Annotated in this window: 17 protein-coding genes; 3 read left to right on the forward strand and 14 right to left on the reverse strand. The window is 67.3% G+C overall.

Annotated features, from left to right (window positions below):
• Positions 1–113: 113 nt before the first annotated feature.
• The 3 genes from QN358_RS12895 to QN358_RS12905 are packed head-to-tail and all read right to left on the reverse strand — an operon-like array spanning position 114 to position 3,839.
• Positions 114–1,643 (reverse strand): M18 family aminopeptidase, encoded by a 1,530-nt coding sequence (locus tag QN358_RS12895; RefSeq protein WP_323512627.1) that lies wholly within the window; start codon positions 1,641–1,643, stop codon positions 114–116.
• A gap of 59 nt (positions 1,644–1,702) precedes the next feature.
• The gene (locus QN358_RS12900; protein WP_323512628.1) at positions 1,703–2,878 is read right to left on the reverse strand and encodes a hypothetical protein; all 1,176 of its coding nucleotides are present in this window, start codon (positions 2,876–2,878) and stop codon (positions 1,703–1,705) included.
• A gap of 28 nt (positions 2,879–2,906) precedes the next feature.
• On the reverse strand, positions 2,907–3,839 hold the full coding sequence (locus QN358_RS12905) for a Ppx/GppA family phosphatase (RefSeq protein ID WP_323512629.1): 933 nt from the start codon (positions 3,837–3,839) through the stop codon (positions 2,907–2,909).
• Positions 3,840–3,970: 131 nt separating this feature from the next.
• Between QN358_RS12905 and QN358_RS12910 the strand changes: the two genes are divergently transcribed.
• Together QN358_RS12910 and QN358_RS12915 are read left to right on the forward strand one after the other, a co-directional pair.
• Positions 3,971–5,233: a pyridoxal phosphate-dependent aminotransferase gene (locus tag QN358_RS12910; protein WP_323512630.1), complete on the forward strand. Its 1,263-nt coding sequence runs from the start codon at positions 3,971–3,973 to the stop codon at positions 5,231–5,233.
• The gene (locus QN358_RS12915) at positions 5,230–5,667 is read left to right on the forward strand and encodes a RidA family protein (protein ID WP_136643031.1); all 438 of its coding nucleotides are present in this window, start codon (positions 5,230–5,232) and stop codon (positions 5,665–5,667) included. Before QN358_RS12910 ends, QN358_RS12915 begins: the two co-directional genes overlap by 4 nt.
• 52 nt (positions 5,668–5,719) lie before the next feature.
• On the opposite strand, the gene QN358_RS12920 is transcribed toward QN358_RS12915, so the two are convergent.
• The 11 genes from QN358_RS12920 to QN358_RS12970 all read right to left on the reverse strand — a co-directional run bounded on the left by QN358_RS12920 (position 5,720) and on the right by QN358_RS12970 (position 18,364).
• Complete coding sequence (locus QN358_RS12920) at positions 5,720–6,742, reverse strand: D-2-hydroxyacid dehydrogenase (RefSeq protein WP_136643030.1); 1,023 nt, start codon at positions 6,740–6,742, stop codon at positions 5,720–5,722.
• Complete coding sequence (locus tag QN358_RS12925) at positions 6,739–7,671, reverse strand: DUF4438 domain-containing protein (RefSeq protein WP_323512631.1); 933 nt, start codon at positions 7,669–7,671, stop codon at positions 6,739–6,741. Before QN358_RS12925 ends, QN358_RS12920 begins: the two co-directional genes overlap by 4 nt.
• Positions 7,664–8,605 (reverse strand): DUF4438 domain-containing protein, encoded by a 942-nt coding sequence (locus QN358_RS12930; protein ID WP_323512632.1) that lies wholly within the window; start codon positions 8,603–8,605, stop codon positions 7,664–7,666. Before QN358_RS12930 ends, QN358_RS12925 begins: the two co-directional genes overlap by 8 nt.
• Entirely contained in the window at positions 8,605–10,029 is a 1,425-nt protein-coding gene (locus QN358_RS12935) for a TldD/PmbA family protein (protein ID WP_136643027.1), read from the reverse strand. Before QN358_RS12935 ends, QN358_RS12930 begins: the two co-directional genes overlap by 1 nt.
• A complete protein-coding gene (locus QN358_RS12940; RefSeq protein ID WP_323512633.1) occupies positions 10,026–11,549 on the reverse strand; it encodes a TldD/PmbA family protein in 1,524 nt (507 codons plus the stop codon). The genes QN358_RS12935 and QN358_RS12940 overlap by 4 nt, the downstream gene beginning before the upstream one ends.
• Positions 11,546–12,733 carry a Gfo/Idh/MocA family oxidoreductase gene (locus tag QN358_RS12945; protein WP_323512634.1) on the reverse strand — a complete coding sequence of 396 codons (1,188 nt, stop codon included), beginning with the start codon at positions 12,731–12,733 and terminating at the stop codon, positions 11,546–11,548. Before QN358_RS12945 ends, QN358_RS12940 begins: the two co-directional genes overlap by 4 nt.
• A 26-nt stretch (positions 12,734–12,759) precedes the next feature.
• Positions 12,760–13,692 carry an ABC transporter permease gene (locus tag QN358_RS12950; protein WP_136643024.1) on the reverse strand — a complete coding sequence of 311 codons (933 nt, stop codon included), beginning with the start codon at positions 13,690–13,692 and terminating at the stop codon, positions 12,760–12,762.
• Between the two features lie 4 nt (positions 13,693–13,696).
• A complete protein-coding gene (locus QN358_RS12955; protein ID WP_136643023.1) occupies positions 13,697–14,620 on the reverse strand; it encodes an ABC transporter permease in 924 nt (307 codons plus the stop codon).
• Complete coding sequence (locus QN358_RS12960) at positions 14,617–15,612, reverse strand: ABC transporter ATP-binding protein (protein ID WP_136643022.1); 996 nt, start codon at positions 15,610–15,612, stop codon at positions 14,617–14,619. Before QN358_RS12960 ends, QN358_RS12955 begins: the two co-directional genes overlap by 4 nt.
• Positions 15,609–16,625 carry an ABC transporter ATP-binding protein gene (locus tag QN358_RS12965; RefSeq protein ID WP_323512635.1) on the reverse strand — a complete coding sequence of 339 codons (1,017 nt, stop codon included), beginning with the start codon at positions 16,623–16,625 and terminating at the stop codon, positions 15,609–15,611. Before QN358_RS12965 ends, QN358_RS12960 begins: the two co-directional genes overlap by 4 nt.
• 95 nt (positions 16,626–16,720) lie before the next feature.
• Positions 16,721–18,364, reverse strand: a complete 1,644-nt coding sequence (locus QN358_RS12970) for an ABC transporter substrate-binding protein (protein WP_136643020.1) — start codon at positions 18,362–18,364, stop codon at positions 16,721–16,723.
• A gap of 146 nt (positions 18,365–18,510) precedes the next feature.
• Here QN358_RS12970 and QN358_RS12975 point away from each other — a divergent pair, with 146 nt between their 5' ends.
• A complete protein-coding gene (locus QN358_RS12975) occupies positions 18,511–19,158 on the forward strand; it encodes a GntR family transcriptional regulator (protein WP_136643019.1) in 648 nt (215 codons plus the stop codon).
• Positions 19,159–19,399 lie beyond the last annotated feature (241 nt).

The raw sequence follows: 19,399 nt of genomic DNA on the forward strand, positions 1-19,399 counted from the left end.
CGTCACCGAGACCATCGACTTTCCCCAGATCGTCGGCGCGGAGGGAATGGCCCGACGATCTGGGGAAAGTCGGCGAAGACCGTGGCTACGGGCTGAGGGCTGTGGGCTGTGGGCTACGCGGAGGGCGCGAAGAACGCGGCGATGGCCGCGGAGAGCGCGGCCGGGTCGTCGACGTGGCAGAGTTCGCGGGCCGAGTGCATCGACAGCAGGGCGATGCCCACGTCGACGGTGCGAATTCCGAGCCGGGTCGCGGTGAGCGGCCCGATGGTCGATCCGCAGGGAACCGAGTTGTTCGAGACGAACTCCTGGTACGCGACGCCCGCGTCGGCGCACGCCGTCGCCCAGAGGGCCGCGCCGTGCGCGTCGGTGGCGTAGCGCTGATTGCCGTTGATCTTCAGCAGCGGCCCGCCGCCCGCGATGGGACGGTTGGCGGGGTCGTGCTTCTCCGGGTAGTTCGGATGCACGGAATGCCCGGCATCGGCCGACACACACCACGAACCGGCGTAAGCCTGAAGCCGTTGCCCGCTGGTGGCTCCGAGCCCGCCCGAGATACGGGTGAGGATGTCGTCGAGCAGCGGCCCGCTCGCCCCCGACCGCGACTCAGAGCCGAGCTCCTCATGGTCGAACGCCGCCAGCACGGTGATGTGCCTGGCCGCCCCCGCGCCGCCCGCCGCCCCAGCGCCGCCCGCCGGTCCCGCGCTTGCCGCGGTGCGCGCAGCAGTACCACCGCGCGCACCCGCCACCGCGATCAGCGCCCGCAGCCCCGCGTAGACCGACGAGAGGTTGTCCATGCGCCCAGCCGCAAACAGCTGGCCGCCGAGCCCGAACCGGGCCGGCGCCGCGGTATCGGCGGTGAGAATGTCATACCCCGCAATGTCGGCGCCAGTCACAGCAGCACCGGCTAGCCCTCCGCCCGCACCCGCGGCCGTGAACGCGCCACCAGCACCGCCAGCACCAGCACCAGCACCAGCACCAGGCTTCCGCCCCTTCCCCTTGGCGGGCACAGCCGCCTCCACCAGCCCCGCGAGGTGGTCGAGCAGGTCGGCCTGCGACACGTCGCCGACACCGAAGACCGGGCTGGTGTGCCGCTGCCGGTCGAGCGTGAGGCCGCTGTTGGCCTCGCGGTCGAGGTGGATGGCCAGCTGCGGTATGCGCATGAACGGCCCCGTTCGCACGAGGTGTTCGCGGCCGTCACGGGTCACGATGCGCCCCGCCAGCTCGAGTTCGCGGTCGAGCCAGGAGTTCAGCAGCGGGCCGCCGTAGATCTCCACGCCCGCCTGCAGCCAGCCGTTCGACCCGATGGTCGGCTTGGGCTTCAGCTTGAAACCGGGCGAGTCGGTGTGCGCCCCGAGGATACGGAACGGCGTCGTCGGCCCGGCGCCCTCGGGCAGCGCCCACGCGATGATGGCGCCGTCGCGCACCACGAAGAACGTTCGCGGCGGCTCCTCTGACGCACCAGCCGCAGCCGCAACGCGCCGACCCCGCCCCGGGGCGCCCGCGGTACCCCAGTCTGCCTGCTCGTCGAGCCGCACGAACCCGGCCGCTTCGAGCTGCCGAGCCGCCTCGGCGACGGCGTGGTACGACGACGGTGAGGCGGTGATGTAGTCGGCGAAGTCGGCGATGTAGTCGGGTGCGGCATCCATGCCCCCAGTCAACCACTCCCCACTGACGCGCAGGCCACCAGCGCCGCACCGCACAGGCCTCACTGCTCGAGCAGCGCCAACCCCGCAGACACCGGATGACCGCCCTGCACCGCCCGCGTCACGAACTGCTCGAGCGTCACACCGTCTTGCGTGGCCGAACCGAAAAGGTCGCCCGTCGCGAGCAGGCCCGGCGTCTCGCCGTGCGCGTCGGCTCCGTAGTTCGTCACGAACACCGTCGCCCCCACGTCGCTGGCAGTGAGGGTGCGCAGAGCCGATTTGAGCTGAAAGTTCCAGTCGGCCCCCGCCTGGGGCGAGTAGTAGCCGTCGTCGAGTTCGGCCGAGAATGCCGCAGATGAGCGGTCGAGCAGGGTCTGTGAGAGGAGGGTGGTGAGCCGACTGCCGAACAGGCCGGTGTTGTAGACGGTGGCCGCGGTCAACGGCGACCGGGTGGGCGAGAACCCGAACCGGTGCTCGAAGTCCGCCTGCCACACCCCGTCGATGACGATCGGAAACGATGACGCCTCGATGAAACTGCTGTCGGAGTATTCGGTGAGCGGCTGGGTGCGGTAGTGCGCCCCAACGTCTCCCAGCCAGATGGCCGAGCTCAGCCCGCCGGTGCCCGTTCCGGCCACCATCACGGTGTCGGGAGACGGAACATTCGCGTACACCCAGTCGAGGGCGGCACGCGTGTTCGCGTAGCCGTTGAACACCGAGGTGGCCGCCTGGCCGCCCTTTGAGACGGTCGACGTGGTCGTGTCGCCCACGCCGAGGTCGCCCGTCGTGGTGGGGATCACGACCGTGGTGTACCCGGCGAACGGGTTCTGGTCGCTCGCGCTCAGCAGCCCGCCGAACGTGTTGACCTCGTAGAACGGCAGGTGGTCGCTGTAGAAGTTGTCGCCGCCGAAGATGGTGGTCGCGAGGCTCACCGGCTGAACGGCCGTCTCTGCGGTGAAGTTCAGCCCGCCGTCGCCGAAGAACACCATGAGGCCTTTGCCCGTGCCCGGTTTCACGAAGATGTTGTACGCCGAGCCGTCGCCGTTCCGGGCCGGGCTGCCGAGCGTGACGCTGCTCCACGCGCCCGCGTGCGCCTCCGACAGCGAGGAGACAGAGGGGGCCCGCTTCAGCACCACGGCGCCCGTGACGACCACTGCGAGCACCACGACCAGCACCGCGCCGACGACGATGAACGGCCAGCGACGGCGTCGACGCTGACGGGGAGGGGGCGCGGGTGTCACCGGTTCATCATGCCATGCCGCCCGGCCCTCACGCCGCGCGCAGGTGGTCGAAGCGGCGCAGAATCAGGCCTTCACGCAGCGCCCACGGGCAGATCTGCACGGCGTCGATTTTCAGTGCGCTCATCGCCTCCTCTGCCACGAGCGCAGCGGCGAGCAGCTGCTTGGCACGAACATCCGAAACCCCCGGCAGCTCGGCACGGTCGGCGGCCGACATCGCGGCGAGCCGGCTCGACCAGAGCGTGAGGTCGTGCAGCCGCAGTTCGCGTTTCACGTACAGCCCGGCCGCCCGCGGTGCAGCACCCGTGATGCGCGCCAGCGACCGGAACGATTTCGACGTACCGGCCACCACATTCGCGCTCTCGCGCGCCGAGAACGCGGTGATCGAGTCTTCGAGTGTGGCCCTGATGTACTTTCGCAGCGCCTTCACACTCTTCGCCGTGGGCGGGTCTGCCTCGAGGTGATCCCACGTGAGGCGCCCGGCGCCGAGCGGCACTGATGCTGCCAGCTCCGGATGCTCGTCGGCACCCATGGCGAGCTCGAACGATCCGCCGCCGATGTCGAGGTTGAGGATGGTGCCCGCGCCCCAGCCGTACCAGCGCCGCACGGCGAGAAAGGTCGAAGCGGCTTCGTCGTCGCCGCTCAACTCTTCGAGCCGGATTCCGGTCTCGGCAAACACCCGGGCGAGCACCGCCGACCCGTTGGCCGACTCACGGATGGCCGAAGTGGCGAAGGCGAGCAGGTCTTCGGCGTTGTTCGTGCGCGCGAACTGGGCCGCCTCGGTGATGAAGTCGATCAACTCACGCTGCCCGGCCTCGGTGATCGCACCCTTCTGATCGAGGTACGCCACCAGCTGCAGCGCCCGTTTGAACGACCCGAACGGAATGGGGCGGGCACCGGGGTGCGCGTCGACGAGAAGCAGGTGAACCGTGTTCGAGCCGATATCGAGAACGCCAAGTCGCATGTGTCGAACCTATCGTGCCGGGTGCCCTCTGAATTTGAGGCGACCCCTCATTTCGGTGTACTGTCGACAAACGACAGTCTTCGTTCGCGCACGATGCCCTCCGCCAACGAGTCACAGAGCTAGGAGCCCCTATGACCACAACCGCCCCCCTGACGGATTCGGTTGACAAGACCCCCGGCTCGCCGAGCGAGCGTGTGCTGCGAACCCACCTCCCCCAGCGCGAGGCGGCCCCCGGGGTCTCGGTGCGGGCGGCCGACCTGTCTCTGCGGCTCGACGGCGGCGGCAACGGGTTGCTCGACACCACCCACTTCGACACTGTCCGCTTTCCGCCGCCGCCGTGGGTCGCGGCCGACATGGCTGCCGCCATCGACAACGGAGCCTGGGCGTATTCTCCGTACCGCGGTGACCCGACGGTGCTCGAGGCGCTGTCGGCACCGATCAGCGCATTTCTCGGATCGCCTGTTGCCTCGAGCAACCTCGCCCTGACGCCCGGCACGCAAGGGGCGCTTTTCACCACGCTCGCCGCCCTGGTGAACGAGGGCGACCTCGTGCTGCTCGCGGACCCCGACTACCTGTTCTGCGAACGCATCCTCGCGTTCCTCGGCGCGCGCGTCGAGCGGGTGCCGCTGGTGTTCGACTCGGCAGAACCGAGCCTCGACCTCGACGTGCTCGAAGAACTCATTCTGCAGAAACCGAAGCTACTGCTCTTCTCCCACCCCAACAACCCCACCGGCGCGGTGTACTCCGAAGCGATGATCGCCCGCGTGGCCGAGCTCGCGGTCGAAGGCGACTTTCTGGTCATGGTCGACGAGCTCTACAGCCGGCTCGTCTACGAAGACACTCCTTTTCACCACCTGCGCGTGCAGCCGGGCATGGCCGAACGCTCGATCACGCTGCTCGGGCCGTCGAAGACCGAGTCGATGAGCGGGTTTCGCATCGGAGTCATCGTGGCGCCCGAGGCCGTCATCGACACGGTGGAGCAGTGCCTCGCCATGACGTCGCTGCGAGCGCCGGCGTACTCGCAGCACCTGCTGGCCCGCTGGCTCGTCGACGACCACGCGTTTCTCGCCGAACGCATCACCGAGCTCGAGAACCTGAAGAACCTGACGATCGAGAAGCTCAGCACCGTTGCGGGCCTCGTTCTGACGCCCCAGAAGGCAACGGCGTATCTCTTCGTCGACGTGTCGGCGTTCGGCGCGACCGATGTCGAGATCGCAGGGGCCCTGCAGCGCGAGGCGCAGGTGATCGTGTCGCCCGGCTACCAGTTCGGGGCCCGCGGCACCGGCCACTTTCGTATCTGCTACGCCCGCGACGAAGCCGAGTGGGAGGCCGCTCTCGACCTCATGGTCACCTGCCTCGGGGCGTTCGCGGCCCGCGCCGGAATCACGTCGTGAGCGCGCCCCAGGCGGCGGGGTCGTACTCCGTCGCCCGCGCGCTGGGGGAGCTGGTCTTCACCGCCGGCATGACCCCGCGCCGCGACGGAGCCCTGGTGACGACCGGACTTCTCGGTGCGGGCATCGGCGACGACGAGGGGCGCCAGCTCACCGCGCTGGCAACGGTTCGGGCGCTCGACGCGGCGGCGAGCATCCTGAGCCCGGGCGAGACGATCGCCGAGGTGCTCTCGCTGACGGTCTATGTGGCGAGCACGCCCGAGTTCACGCGGCACAGCCACATCGCCGATGCCGCGAGCGCCGTCGTGGGCGACCGGATGCCCGGCACCGAGCTGCCCGTTCGGGCCACCGTGGGGGTCGCCTCACTGCCCGGCGGCGCCCCTGTCGAGGTGCAGCTGATTGCGCGGCGTGTGGTCGAGCCGAGCGCTGCCCGCTAGAGCGACGCCGTTCCGGCAGAAGCTCTGCAGCTCAACGCCCGCCGAGCGCGGCTCAGTAGCCCCGCTCGCTCACGAAGAGGTTCTTCAATGGCTCGCCGGCCCGCCAGCGCCTCAGGTTGTCGATGAACAGCGCTGTGAGCGTCTCGTTCTCTGAGGCGAGGGTCGAGGCGGAGTGCGGCGACAACATCACGTTCTCGAGTTGCCAGAGCGGTGAGTCGTCGGCGAGGGGTTCGTGGTTGACGACGTCGAGGGCCGCCCCGAGCAGCTTTTTGCTTTGGAGCGCATCGATGAGGGCCTGCTCGTCGATGACCTGGCCCCGCGAGATGTTCACCACGATGGCGCCGTCGGGCAGCAGCGCGATCTGGTCGCGGCCGATCAGCCCCTCGGTCTCGGGCGTCAGGGCCGTGCAGAGAATCAGGATGTCGGTGCGCGGCAGTACCTCGGCGAGGCGGCCGATATCGCTCTGCTCGACACCCGCCGGCAGCTCGTACGACCCGCCGACCCGGCCGATGCCGGTGACCCGCGCACCGAGGGCGTTGAACACCGCGATGACGTTGCCGCCCATGCCCCCGATGCCGAGAACCGAGACCCGCATCCCCGCCAGCTGCCGGGTCGTGTACCGCCGCCATTCGCGGCGGCGCTGCTGGTTCTTCAGGTGCGGAACACCCTTCACGAAGTGCAGCGCCCCCGTGAGGGCGAACTCCGCGAGCGGAATGGCGTGCACGCCGGCCGCAGTGGTCGCTGTCAGCCCCGTGGAGTCGAGGCCGGTGCGCTTCATGAAGGCACCGATGCCGGCACTCGTGGCCTGCACCCATTTCAGCCGGGGAGCATTCACCGGCAGCGCCGCGGGGTCGCGCCAGTCGAAGTCGAATGCCACGTCGGCCTGGGCGAGCAGGTCGAGCCAGCGCTTCTCGTCGTCGGCGCCCAGTTGGAGCGCGACACCGGTGTGGTCGGAGGCATACCGCGGCACGGGCACCAGTTGGGGGGCGTAGAGCACCTCGACGTCGGGCTCCGCTCTGATCAGGTCGACCAGGGCGGGCTCGAGGTAGGTGGAGATGAGAACCTTCGTGGTCATGAGCGGGCCCTCGAGGGGAGAGCCGCCAGCACGGCGTCGGTCAGCGCGGGCGCGGCGTCGGCATCCTGAACCTCGAGCCGGAACGCGCTCCGCGGGCCGGTGACGATGGGCACCAGGCCCGGCCCGTGCCCCGGCAGCGGGGAGCCGCCGTGGCAGATGATTCCGAAGGTGACCCAGTCGCGCCGGTAGCCCATGTTGTGGCGTACATCGAGGTGTTCGATGGCCCAGAGTTCGCCGAGGCGCATGGTTCGGCCCCCGAGGTCGGGTGAGTCGGCGACCACGGCCAGGTCGACATCCCACATCTGCGCGGGGCGCCCGATGCCGTTGCCACAGACCTTGCTCGGCAGCACGCCCGCGACCGCGACCGTGACCGGCACGGCATCTGAAGCGACCGCACCGGTACCGGTACCGGTACCGGCATCGTCGTCACCAACGCCACCGACCGCGAACGGCAGCAGCGCGAACAGCTCGGGGTCGACGTTCAGCACCGCGACACCCTGCGGCACGCCGTCGGGAACGAAGCCCTGGCCCACCGCACGCACGCTCAGTTGATCGCCCGGCAGCAGCTTCGCCATGGCGTCGTCGTCGAGCAGCGCGATCACCCGCCCGCTCTCGCCGCGCTTGCCGGTCACCCGCCCGATGCTGCCGGCGGCGAGCCCCGACCGCACGATCACCTCGTTGCCGATGCAGGCGAAGGCCGTGAGGGCGAACCGGGCACCGGCATCCGGATGCACGAGCGTGACCCCCGGGGCCACATGGTCTCCATCGGTGGCGAACACCGAATCACCCAGCCGCACGCCCTGCACGATGCCGCCGTCGCCGATGGGCACGTAGGGGTGCCCGTCGCGATCGATGCGGTACGCCACCATCGGCGTGAGGGCGGCGTGCTCGGCGATGCCCAGCAGATTGTTCGCGACGAGGTCAGGCATGGGTGCGCTCCGGGTTCGAGGTGGGGTGTGAGGTGGCGGCAGCAGCAGCGCCCGGCACGAAGTGTGCGGCAGCGGCCGGCGACAGCGCGTTGGCCAGGTTGGCCGAGTCGCTCTCGGTGACGGTGAAGGCCGACGCGGGCCCCGACAGCAGAGTCGAGGGGCCTGGGCCGTGCCCGAACAACCGGCACTCCCCCGTGGAGATGAGGCCCACCGTCACCCAGCCGGGCCGGTAGCCGCGGCCGTACGAGTGGTCTTGGTCTTCGAGCAGCACGAGGTCGCCGATGCGCAGCGTCTCGAGCCCCAGCGACAGGTCTTCTGAGAGCCCCGGGTACGCACCCATCAGGTCGGTGTTGGCGAACTCCGACAGCATTCCGCCACCGGCACCGGCCGCCTCTGCGGGCACGCGCCGGGCCACCTCGACCGCCAGCGTGCCGTCGGGCGCGGTGCTGAACGGCAGGCGGTCGACCAGAGCCGGGTCGAGGTTCTTGACCCGCACCTCAGGGTGATCGAGAAACCGCAGCCCCTGGCCCACGGCGTTGACGCTCACGCGGTCACCCGTCGTGACGAGGCTGAGCACGTCGTCGGCAAAGTCGGCGAGCACGTACGCGTGCTGCCCGAGCACTGTTCCGGTGGCGCCCGTCGCCGGGCCCGACCGCACGGTCACCCGGTTGCCCACGCAGCTCAGAAACTGTAGCGCGGCGTTCGCCCCTTCGTTGGCGTGCCTAATCGACAGCCCCGGTTCGAGGTGGTCGCTGGCATACCCTGTGGCGGCCTGGCCGATGTGCGCGGCCATGCTCACCCCGCCCATGCCGGGCAGCAGAAACGGATGCCCGTCGGCATCGACCCGGTAGCCGTGCCGGTCGGCCAGCGGAGGCCACACCTCGCCGGTCAGGGTCTGGGTGACGAGCCGGTCGGCGTTGGTCGCGAGGGGCATCAGGCGTTTCCTTTCGAGACCGGGGCGGTGCCCAGCGAGAAACCGCGCACCCGGATGGCCGGCGACGAAGCCGAGCCGTTGAAGACGTTCATGAGCGGTTGGCTGAGCGAATCGGTGCCCACGCCGTCGACGCGGGCCAGGGCATCCAGAACACTCATCGTGAACCGCATCGACTCGACCGGGTAGGCGATGCGCCCGTTCTCGATCATGAAGCACGCATCGCGGGTGACGCCGGTGATGGTCGTGTTAACCGGATCGACCGTGCGGGTATACCAGAACCGCTGCAGGTACACGCCGTTCTCGATGCCTGCGATGAGGTCGTCTTCGGTGGAGTCGGATGCCCGCAGCACGACGTTCATGGGAATGGCATGCGGAGCCTCTTCGCGGGCGATGTGAAAGTTGCCGGTCGACTCGGAGCCCAGCGCGAACGCGGTCTCGCGGTCGGTGACCACCGACTGGGCGCGCCCGTTCGAGATCATCGGCACGTCACGCTTCGAGGTGCCCTGAAAGTCGAACGGAAACGGCAGGCCGATGTCGGCCGTCGCGTCGTCGTGCACCGAGACCAGGGGCGAGGCGACCTGTTCGCCGCCGCGGGTGGCCACGGTACCGAAGCCGGCCCCGAGGGCAGACCCGGTGAATCCGAAGGCACCGAAGAAGTCGAGCAGCTCACCGGCGGCCAGCGGGCCGAGCACGACGTCGTATCTGCCGGGCTCGAGTTTCGCGCGGCCCCGGGTACGAGAGGCCTGAGAAAGCGTTCGGTCGATCGCGGCGTCAGCGCCGAGCCGGTCTGAGAAGCGGGTGAGGTCTTTCCAGTGCGACGACCCATCGTCGATGCGCACAGTCAACGAGCCCTGTGCCTCTGACGCGAAGGCGTGCCGGGAGAGGTGCGCCTCCCGATCGTGGAACGCCACCTCTGTCACCGCTCGGCCGAACATGCCGGCCGCCACACCGCCGAGGGCCTGGGCTTCGTTCATCGCGCGGTCGGCCAGGCGAGCGTGCTCACCGACCGACCATGCAGCGGTGTCTTCTCCCCACAGGATGCCCGAGTCGAACGAGCTCGCACCGAGATCGGCCCCAGGGTCGGCCAACGGCGTCTGCCGGGGAGCCGGCGTCACCTTGTCTGCGGCTTGCTGCGCTGCGGCGGCGCAGCTGCGGTCGACGGCGGCCCGCAGCGCACCGAACGAACTGGCCGCGGCACGCGATACCCGGCCGTCGACCTCGGCGCGCACCATGATCTGCACCTCGTCGATGGCCTGGCTCTGGTGGATGCGCTGGCCGGCGAACCGGGTGAAGTCGCCTCGCCGGGAGGTGATGAACGCCTCGATGCGGTCGGCCGGTGCCGATTCGAGCGCCTCTTCGAGTGCGCTCGTCGCGCGGTCGCCACCGAACGCGGGGGCGAAGATGTCGTTGGCCGTGTCTGTCATCTGTCTACTCCGATTCGAACGTTGCGCACCAGCGTGGGCGATGCCCCGTGGCCGAGAAAACCCCACTGCTTCGGTTCACCCTTGCCACAGGGCATGCCGAAAGCCTTGAACTCCGACGGGCCGGCCACGGCTTCGACCGAGTTCCAGAACTCGACGGTCGTACCGCCGTAGGAGAAGCCGCGGTGCAGTCGGCCGCGCCGACCGTTCTTCACCTCGTACGCCACCTCGGTGCCGAACTGAAAGTTGTGGCGCCGTTCGTCGATCGACCAGCTGCGGTTGTCGTCGACGTAGAACCCGTCGCCGAGCCGCTCTTCGAGCTCGGCCGTCGTACCCTCGCCGGGCTCGAGAAAGACGTTCGTGGCGAAGCAGACCGGCAGGTAGCCCCAGCCGTCAGAGCGCGCCGCACCCGTCGTCTCTGCACCAATGCGCGCCGCCGAGTCACGTGTCGAGAGAAAGTTCGTGATTACTCCCCGCGAAATGAGCGGCTGCCGGGAGGCCGGCACCCCTTCATCGTCGAAACCGAAGGAGCCTCGAGTGCCGGGCACCGTCGGGTCGGAGGTGATGTTCACTGCCTCTGATCCGTACTGCAGGGTTCCCACCGCGTCGGCCGTGATGAACGACGTTCCGGCGTAGTTCGCCTCGTCGCCCAGAATGCGGTCGAGCTCGAGGGCATGACCGGTCGATTCATGGATCTGCAGGGCCATCTGCGCCGGCCCGATGATGAAGTCGGCGTAGCCCGCCGGGGCGAGCGGGGCGGTCAGCAGTTCGACCGCCTCCCGGCCGATGCGGTCGGCCTCGGCGACCATGTCGAGGCCCTCGACGTACTCCCAGCCGGCCTGAGCAGTGTTGCCGTGGAACGAGTTCGGAAACGAGCGCCGCTGCATCGTGCCGTTACCGACGGCATTCACGAGCGCCATGGCACCGCTCTCGATGAAGTGCTGGTGCTGCACCGACCCCTCAGTGTTGGCGAAGTGCCGGTGCTGGCGTTTCGCGTTCAGGCCGGCCTGCGCCATCACGATCTCGACTGGGGCGCTGGCCGCCGCCAGAATCTGCCCGAGCAGCTCGTAGCGCTCGGAGGCAGCCACCGCGAACGGATCGGTCTCGACCGGGCTGAGGTAGCTGCCGCTCGCTGCCGGCAGGGGCGGCAATTCGGTGCGGTACGCGTTCGCCACCGAACCCGCAGCCCGCGCGTTGCTGAGCGCCCGTTCGGCCGCCAAGGTGATGTCGGCCGTGCTCGAAACCGGTACAGAGGCGAACCCCCAGCTGCCGTCGACGAGCACCCGGATGCCCACGCCCAGGTTGTTCTCGATGCGCTCATCGAGCCCGGCATCGAGTGTGGTGTAGAGCCGCAGTTCTTCGGCCTCGATGAGGCGAACGTCGGCGTAACTCACACCCCGGGCATCCAGAGCCGCCAGGGCGAACTGCAGCAGTTCGGCCGCCGCAGCGTCGTTCGCCAGATCGCCCCAGTGATGCGCCGCGTGGCCGACGCTCGGCCGCGCCAGAGTGCGCTCGGCGCTCATGAGCGAGCGAGTTCGAGGTTCTCGGCACCGTCGCCGGCGGCAGCACCCTCGACAACAGCGGCCTCGACGGCCAGCGGGAAGTCGCACCACGCACGCGTGCGGAACGACTTCTCGAAGGCGTTGATGGTCTCCTGCACCAGCGCGCCCTGGTCGAAGTTGCCCTGGTTGAAGTCGTCGCCGCTCAGAATCTCGGTGGCGAAGTCTTTGACCAGGTTCGAGTAGAAGAGGAACGGCCACGGCTCGGTCGACACGCCGCCCTCAGGAAAGAACTCCTGAGGAATCTCGAGTTCGACGAACTCGACCGAATCCTTCTTGGCCACCTTGATGGTCTGGCAGATGCCAGCCTCTTCGACCAGGCGCACGATGATCGCGCCCTCAGAGCCGTAGATGCGCGCCTCGATGCCGGGGTAGTTGCCTACCGTGACGTACGACGACTGAATCGACGCGAGCCGGTTCTTCTCGAATTCGGCGATCCACATGTCGCCGTCGTCGATGTTCATCGCCTGCATCTTGCCGGTGTCGCGCACCATGCGCTCTGGCACGAAGTTGCGCATGGTTCCGACGACACTCGTCATCGGGGCATCCACCCACCAGTGCATGATGTCGATGATCGGTGCGCCATAGCCTTCGATCGACGAGACGGCGATGCGGTCGGGCGAAGCCTCGAGGTCGACCTGGCGAAGCGGGGTCTGCGGGTCGATCCACTGGCTGTTCTGCTCGTAGCCGTTGAACATGTACGGCTCGCCGATGTAGCCGGTGTCGATGAGGTGCTTGGCGAACTGGATGGCCGGGGCGAACCTGAAGGTGAAGCCGAGCTTGGTCTTCACACCCATCTCCGCGGCCAGGGCGGCGGCGCGGCGCGTTTCGAGGTAGTCGCTGTTGACGGGCTTCTCGCAGAGCACGTGCTTGCCGGCGGCGATGGCCGCCATCGAGATCTCGAAGTGCATGTGGTTGCCGGTGGCAACGTCGATGACGTCGATGTCGGGGTCGTTGATCAACTCGCGGTAGTCGGTCACGGCGCGGGCGATGCCGAACTCCTCGGCGGCCGCGGCCAGGGCTTCTTCGTTGATCTCGGCGAGCGCGACCACCTCCACGCGCGGGTCGCGCTGCCAGCCGGGGATGTGCGAACGTACGGCCCAGCGGCCAGCGCCGATGACGGCCACGCGAAGTTTGGGTGTGTTCATGGGTGAATCTCCTTAGGTGGGGTGCGTCAGCTGTTCAGCCGCACGCGCGGATCGATCACGGAGTACAGAAGGTCGACGATGAAGTTCACGACCACGATGAAGATCGCGGCGAAGAGCACTGTGCCCACGATCATCGGGGTGTCGAGGTTCGAGATGGCGTCGAAAGCGAGCCGGCCGATGCCGTTCAGGCCGAAGACCGTCTCGACGATCACCACGCCGCCCAGAAAGTAGCCGAAGTCGAGGCCGATCATGGTGAGCAACGGAATAGCGATGTGCCTGAAGCTGTGTCGCCAGAGAATGACGCGTTCGGGCATCCCCTTCGCCCGCGCCATGCGTACGAACGGCGAGTCGAGGGTCTCGATCATGTTCGTGCGGGTCATGCGGGCGTACCACGCACCACCGCCGGCACCGAGGGTGAAGGTGGGCAGTACGAGGTACCAGAACACCGGGCTACCGAGTCCGTTCAGCGGAAACAGGCCCCAGGTGAACGCGAAGTAGTAGATGAGCAGCAGCCCCAGCCAGAACGGCGGAGCCGAGAGCCCGATCAGCGAGAGAAAGGTGATCAGCCGGTCGACCCAGCTGCCACGGCGGTATGCGGCGAAGATGCCGGCGGGCACCCCGAGGATGATCTGCCACAGGATTCCGCCGACCGCCACCATCAGCGTGGTCGGCAGCGCCGCGACGATTCGCCCGAAGACCGGTGTCTCGCGCAGCACATACGATGTGCCGAGGTCGCCGGTGAGCAGGCGGCCGATGAAGCCGAAGTACTGCTGCCAGAGGGGGTTGTCGAGCCCGAGCTGCGCGTGGATCGACGCGATCGTCGCCGCGCTCGCATTCGGGCCGGCCAGGGTCGACGCAGGGTCGGCCGGCACGGCATAGACCAACAGAAAGGCCAGGCTGACGACGCCGAACAGAACGATCAGCATCTGCCCGAGCCGTCGCAGAATCCACCAGATCATGCCGTCACCTCGCCAGCGGGGTCTGGGAGTTCAACATGTCAGAGAGCCAGTCGCCCACCAGGTTGAACGCCATCACGGTCAGAATGAGGCAGATGCCAGGAATGAAGAGCATCCACGGGGCGATCTGAAAGTACGTACTGCCGTCGGAGATCATCTGGCCCCACGAGGGTTGCGGTATGGGAACCCCGATGCCGAGAAACGACAGCGCGCTCTCGATCAGAATGCTCGAGGCCACACCGAGCGTCGTGTACACGATGATGGCCGGCACCAGGTGCGGCAGAATGTGCCGCCACATGATCGAGCGGTGCGAGAGCCCGAGCGTCTGCGAGGCCACCACGAACTCGCGCTCCTTCAACGACACCACCATGCTCCGGATGATGCGGGCGAGCGTCGTCCAGTAGATGAGTGCGATCACGATGATGACGTTGAACGTGCTGCGCGTGGTCACGGCAATCAGCGCAGTGCACAGCAGCAGGATCGGAAACGAAATGACCACGTCGGTGATTCTCATCAGAATGGCCTCGACCACGCCGCCGAAGTACCCGGCCACGATGCCGACCAGAACTCCGAAAGCCGTGGCGAGCCCGTTGGCCACGATGCCGATCACCAGCGAGACCTGCGCGCCGTAGATGAGGCGAGAGAGCACGTCGCGCCCGAGCGCGTCGGTGCCGAGCAGAAAGCCGGGGGTTCCGGGCGGCAGCGGCTGGCCCTGCGGGCCGAGCCCGATGTCGGGAAACGTCTGCAGGGGGTCGTGCGGCGAGAGCAGCGGGGCGGCGAGAGCGATCACAGCGAGCGCGAGCAGAACCACGATCGAAGCGAGGGCCGCAGGGTCTTTCTTCAGGCTGCGCAGCACTTCGCGGGCTCGCACCGGCTTGTCACCGAGGGCGAGCGGGTCGACGGCCGCCGCGGCGGGAACTGCCTCGCTCATGCTTCTGCCACCACCAATTCGGGTTCGGCGAAGTGGCAGGCCGCGAGCTGGCCCGACGACGTCACCCGGCGGGCGGGGGCGGTCGTTCGGCAGATCTCCTGGGCCAGCGGGCAGCGCGGGTGAAAGCTGCAGCCCGTCGGCGGGTTGGTCGAACTCGGCGGCTCACCCGTCAGCCGCACCCGCGGCAACCGAACCGTTCGGTCGATGACCACGGGTTCGGGCACAGCCGAGAGCAGGGCACGCGTGTACGGGTGCTGGGGGCGCTCGAAGATCTCGTCACGGGTGCCGAGCTCGACGATCTTGCCGAGGTACATGATGCCCACGTAGTCGGCCATGAACCGCAGCGTCGAAAGGTCGTGCGAGATGAAGAGGTACGCGAGCCCCAGGTCTTCCTGCAGGTCCTTCAGCAGGTTCAGCACCTGCGCACGCACCGAGACGTCGAGTGCCGAGACGGCCTCGTCGCAGAGAATGAGGCGCGGGTCGACGCACAGCGCACGGGCGATCGACACCCGCTGGCGCTGGCCGCCCGAGAGCTCGCGCGGTCGCCGGGAGGCGAAGCTCTTCGACAGCCCTACCTTCTCGAGCAGCTGGTAGACCTCGTTCAACGGGCTGGCCGGCTTGTTCTTTCGCAGCTTGATCGCCTCGAGCAGCGTCTCTGACACCTTCATGCGTGGGTCGAGCGAGTCGTACGGGTCTTGAAAGATCATCTGCATTGTCTGGCGGTACTGAGCAAGTTCCCGGCCGCGCAGAGCCCCCACATCGGCGCCGTTCAGCCGCATCGACCCGCCAGAGGGCTTGTTGATGCCCATCAGCGTGCGGGCGATGGTGCTCTTGCCCGAGCCGGACTCCCCGGCGATGCCGAGCGTGGTTCCAGCCTCGAGCTGAAAACTCACCCCACGCACTGCCGGAACCGATGCCGCCCGTCGACCGGGGCCGGCCGAGCGCCGAAAGGTGACCTCGAGGTCGTCGACCTCCAAAAGAACGGTGCTCATGCTGCGGTCACCTCATCTGCCAGTTCGAAGGCTGCAGGTGCGGCCACTCCGCACGCCACCCTCTGGCCCGGGCTGGCGTTCGACGCGGGCACGAGAGCAGGGTCGAGGGTTCTGCAGGCATCGATCGCCAGAGCGCATCGAGGGGCGAAGGAGCATCCGGATGCCCGCTGACCCGCCAAGGGCGGGGCACCGCTGATCGACTTCAGTCGCCGGGGGATGGGTTCGGAGAGCCGCAGAATGGAACTCAGCAGGGCCTTTGTGTAGGGATGCTGTGGGTCGCCCACGATCTGCTCGGCAGTGCCCTCTTCGACGATGCGGCCCGCGTACATGACCAGGATGCGGTCGCAGAAACTCGAGATGACGCCGAGATCGTGGCTGATCAGAATGACGCCGGTGTTCAGCTCGGTGGCCATGTGGTCGAGCAGGTCGAGAACCTGCGCCTGCACGGTCACGTCGAGGGCCGTAGTGGGCTCGTCGGCGATGATCAGCTTGGGCGAGCAGGCGGTGGCGATGGCGATGCACACGCGCTGGCGCATGCCGCCCGAGAACGCGCCCGGAAAGTCGCTCAGGCGCGACTCGGCGTCGGGAATGCCTACGCGCTGCAACAGTTCGATGGCGCGGGTGCGGCTCTCGGCCTTCGAGAGCCCGAGGTGCTCCTGCAGCGACTCGGTGATCTGGCGGCCGATACGCATCAGCGGGTTGAGGCTCGACATCGGGTCTTGAAAGACCATGGCGGTCTGTGAACCGCGCCACTTCTGCAGCTTCTTCGCGCTGAACGCCATCACGTCGGCGCCCTCGAACAGCACCGAGCCCGACGAGACCGTACCGGGTTCGGGCACGAGGCGCATGAGCGCCTGCGAGGTGAGTGACTTACCCGAACCGGATTCGCCGACAATGCCCACTCGCTCGCCGGCACTCACTGTGAACGAGACCGAATCGACGGCGTGGAACACACCGTCTGCAGCGGTCGGAAAGTCGACAACAAGATCGGAGACTTCGAGAAGAGCTGACATTGCGCTTCCTTTCGGGAGGGAGCGCCGTTGCCGATGGCAGGAGGGCCACCGGCAACGGCGCGGTTTCGTGGCGAGGCTGCGGCGCTGTGGCGCCGCTACGAGCGAGAGCTCGTACCGTCAGCCTTCCAGTACTCGGCCATGTCCCAGCCCCAGATCGGCTGCGGGAAGTAGTTGCCCACATTCGCACCGCGGATCTCGGTCTTGGTTCCGAAGTACAGGGGAACAACCGGGTTGTCGGCGAGCATGAGCTTCGACGCATCGGTGTACTTCGCGGTGGCCGTGGCCGGGTCGGTTGCGGCGAGCGCCTGCTGGACATCCGCATCCATCGCAGGGTTGCAGTAGTAGGCGAAGTTCTGGCCCTGGGGCACAGCCGTCGCACACGAGAGCAGCGCTTGGAGGAAGTCAGAGCCTTCGGGGTAGTCGGCAACCCAGAAGGTCAGCGCCAGCGGCGCCTTGCCCGAACCGGCCAGCTCAGAGAACGTGTTCGGTGCGAGAGTCTGAAGGTCGGCGTTGATGCCGATGGCCTTCAGATCTTGCTGCATCTGCGGCGCGAGTGCCGAGAAGGGTGCCACGTTCCAGGCGTAGAACTGCGTGTCGAAGCCATTCGGGTAGCCGGCTTCGGCCAGCAGCGACTTCGCCTTGGCCACGTTCTGATCCTGCGTCATGGTCTCGCCCGAGTTGCCGAGCACTCCCGGCGGAATGAACTCGGTCGCCGGCTTGCCCTGGCCATTGACCAGCTTCAGCAGGCCCGTGCGGTCGAAAGCGTACGAAACGGCCTCGCGAACCTTCGGATTGTTGAACGGAGGCGTGTTCATGTTCATCGTCAGGTAGTACGTGCTCGGCTTCTCGATCGTCACGATCTGGGCCTTGTACTTGGCGTCTGTGGTCACCTGAAGAAACTTCGCCGGCGGAATGGGGCTGCCCATCAGGTCGATGTCGCCCTTCTGCAGCATCAGCACCTGATTGTCGGGGTCGACACCGAGAATCATGTGCACGTGGTCGACGTACGGCCGCGGCGAATCCCAGTACTTCGGGTTGCGGTCGAGCATGACCTGCACGCCGGGCTCGAACTTCGCCAGCGTGAACGGGCCAGAACCAACAGGAGCGGTGCTGACGGTCGAACCGGTACCCGACGGGATGATCGAGCCGGCCGGCATCGCCAGCACGTACTTGAACGACGAGTTCGGTGCGGTCAAGGTGATAGCGAGGGTCAGATCGTCGACGACCACGATGCCGCTCGGCAGACCGGTCGGGTTCGCAGCGTACGCGTCAGCACCGGCGATGCCCTTCCAGAACTCGGCGAGCCCGGCCTTGGTGGCGGGGTCGAGAACGCGAGCGTACGAGTAGGCCACGTCTTTCGCGGTGACAGGGGCCCCGTTCGAGAAGGTCAGGCCCGACTTGAGCTTCATCGTGTACGTGAGGCCATCGGCGCTGACAGAGGGGAAGTCAGCTGCGGCCTGCAGCTTCAGGTTGCTCGTCGAACCGTCGTAGTCGTACAGGCGGTCGAACACCATGCGCATGATGTTCCAGCAGGTGGCTCCGGTACAGACGGCTGGGTCGAAGGTCTCCGGATCAGACGCAGCGGCGGTGGTCATTGTTCCGCCATAGAGGGCAGTGGCGGCGCTGGCCGAGCCTCCCCCCGCGGTGCTGGAGGTGCCGGAGGTGCCGGCTGCGGTGCAGGCTGTCAGTGCGATCGCCAGAGCTGCTCCCAGCAGCCCGACTCGCAAGCTTCGTTTCACGAATTACCCCTAATCTCTTGGAGTCGGACTCCTGAGGGAGCAAGCAACCGACTGATCTGAAGCGCTGTTGATTGAGCCACGCTAGCACAAATCTGCAGACTGTCGACAATCTACTACGCAGCAGATTTTGTCGGTAAGGTATTCGCATGGACACACTCTCCCGAGCTGGCCTCTCTGGCGCAGCAGTCAACGAGTTGCGCGAAGAGATACTCGAAGGGCGCCTCACCCAAGGCGAGCGGCTCAGCGAAGTGAGCCTCTCGACCACCCTCGGTGTCAGCCGGGCCCCCATCCGCGAAGCGCTGCTGCATCTTGAACAAGAGGGCCTCGTCGTCTCACTCCCTTACAAGGGCGCGTCAGTCGTCACGCTCTCCCAGCAAGACTTTCTCGAGCTCTCCACCCTGCGCATCTCACTCGAGAAGCTCGCTTGGGCGCGCGCCATGGAACGCGTCACCCCCGAGGCCATCACCGACCTCAACGCGATCATCGCCGACATGCAGTTCGCCGTGAAAAGCGATCAGAAGGCCAAACTCGTGCGCCTCGACCTCGACTTTCACGAGCGGGTCTTCATCATGGCTGACCACTCCCGCCTCTACACCGCCTGGACCGCCATCAAATGGCAGGTCGCTCTCTTCCTGCTGGCTCGACGGGTCAAAGTCGACGACTATCACAACATCATCGTCGAAGAGCATGCCGAACTCATCGAGGCCATCCTGAAGCGGCACGACCCCGCGTTCGAGCAGCTCATCGACGTGCACATCGGGTCGGGGTATGGGCGGCTCAGCACCATTGTTTGAGTCGTTTGAGTCGTTTGTCGTTGTTGCTTGACCTGCCGGAAAAGAATTTTGAGATTCTTTTCTGTGGGGGTCGATTTGGGCCCTATTTGTTGAGTGAATGTCAGTGGTTGGTGGTTGACTTGGGTCATGAACGAATCGACCACCACTTCGCCTGCTGCTGACGCGGCTGCCTTTGACGAGGTGGTTGGTGTTGTGGCGGGGTGGTGTGGGGCTGCCGCGCCCTTCGGGCTTGCCGATGAAG

Origin of the sequence: Subtercola sp. RTI3 (assembly GCF_035018625.1) — a bacterium.
In the GTDB taxonomy this organism is placed as follows: Bacteria; Actinomycetota; Actinomycetes; order Actinomycetales; family Microbacteriaceae; genus Subtercola; species Subtercola vilae.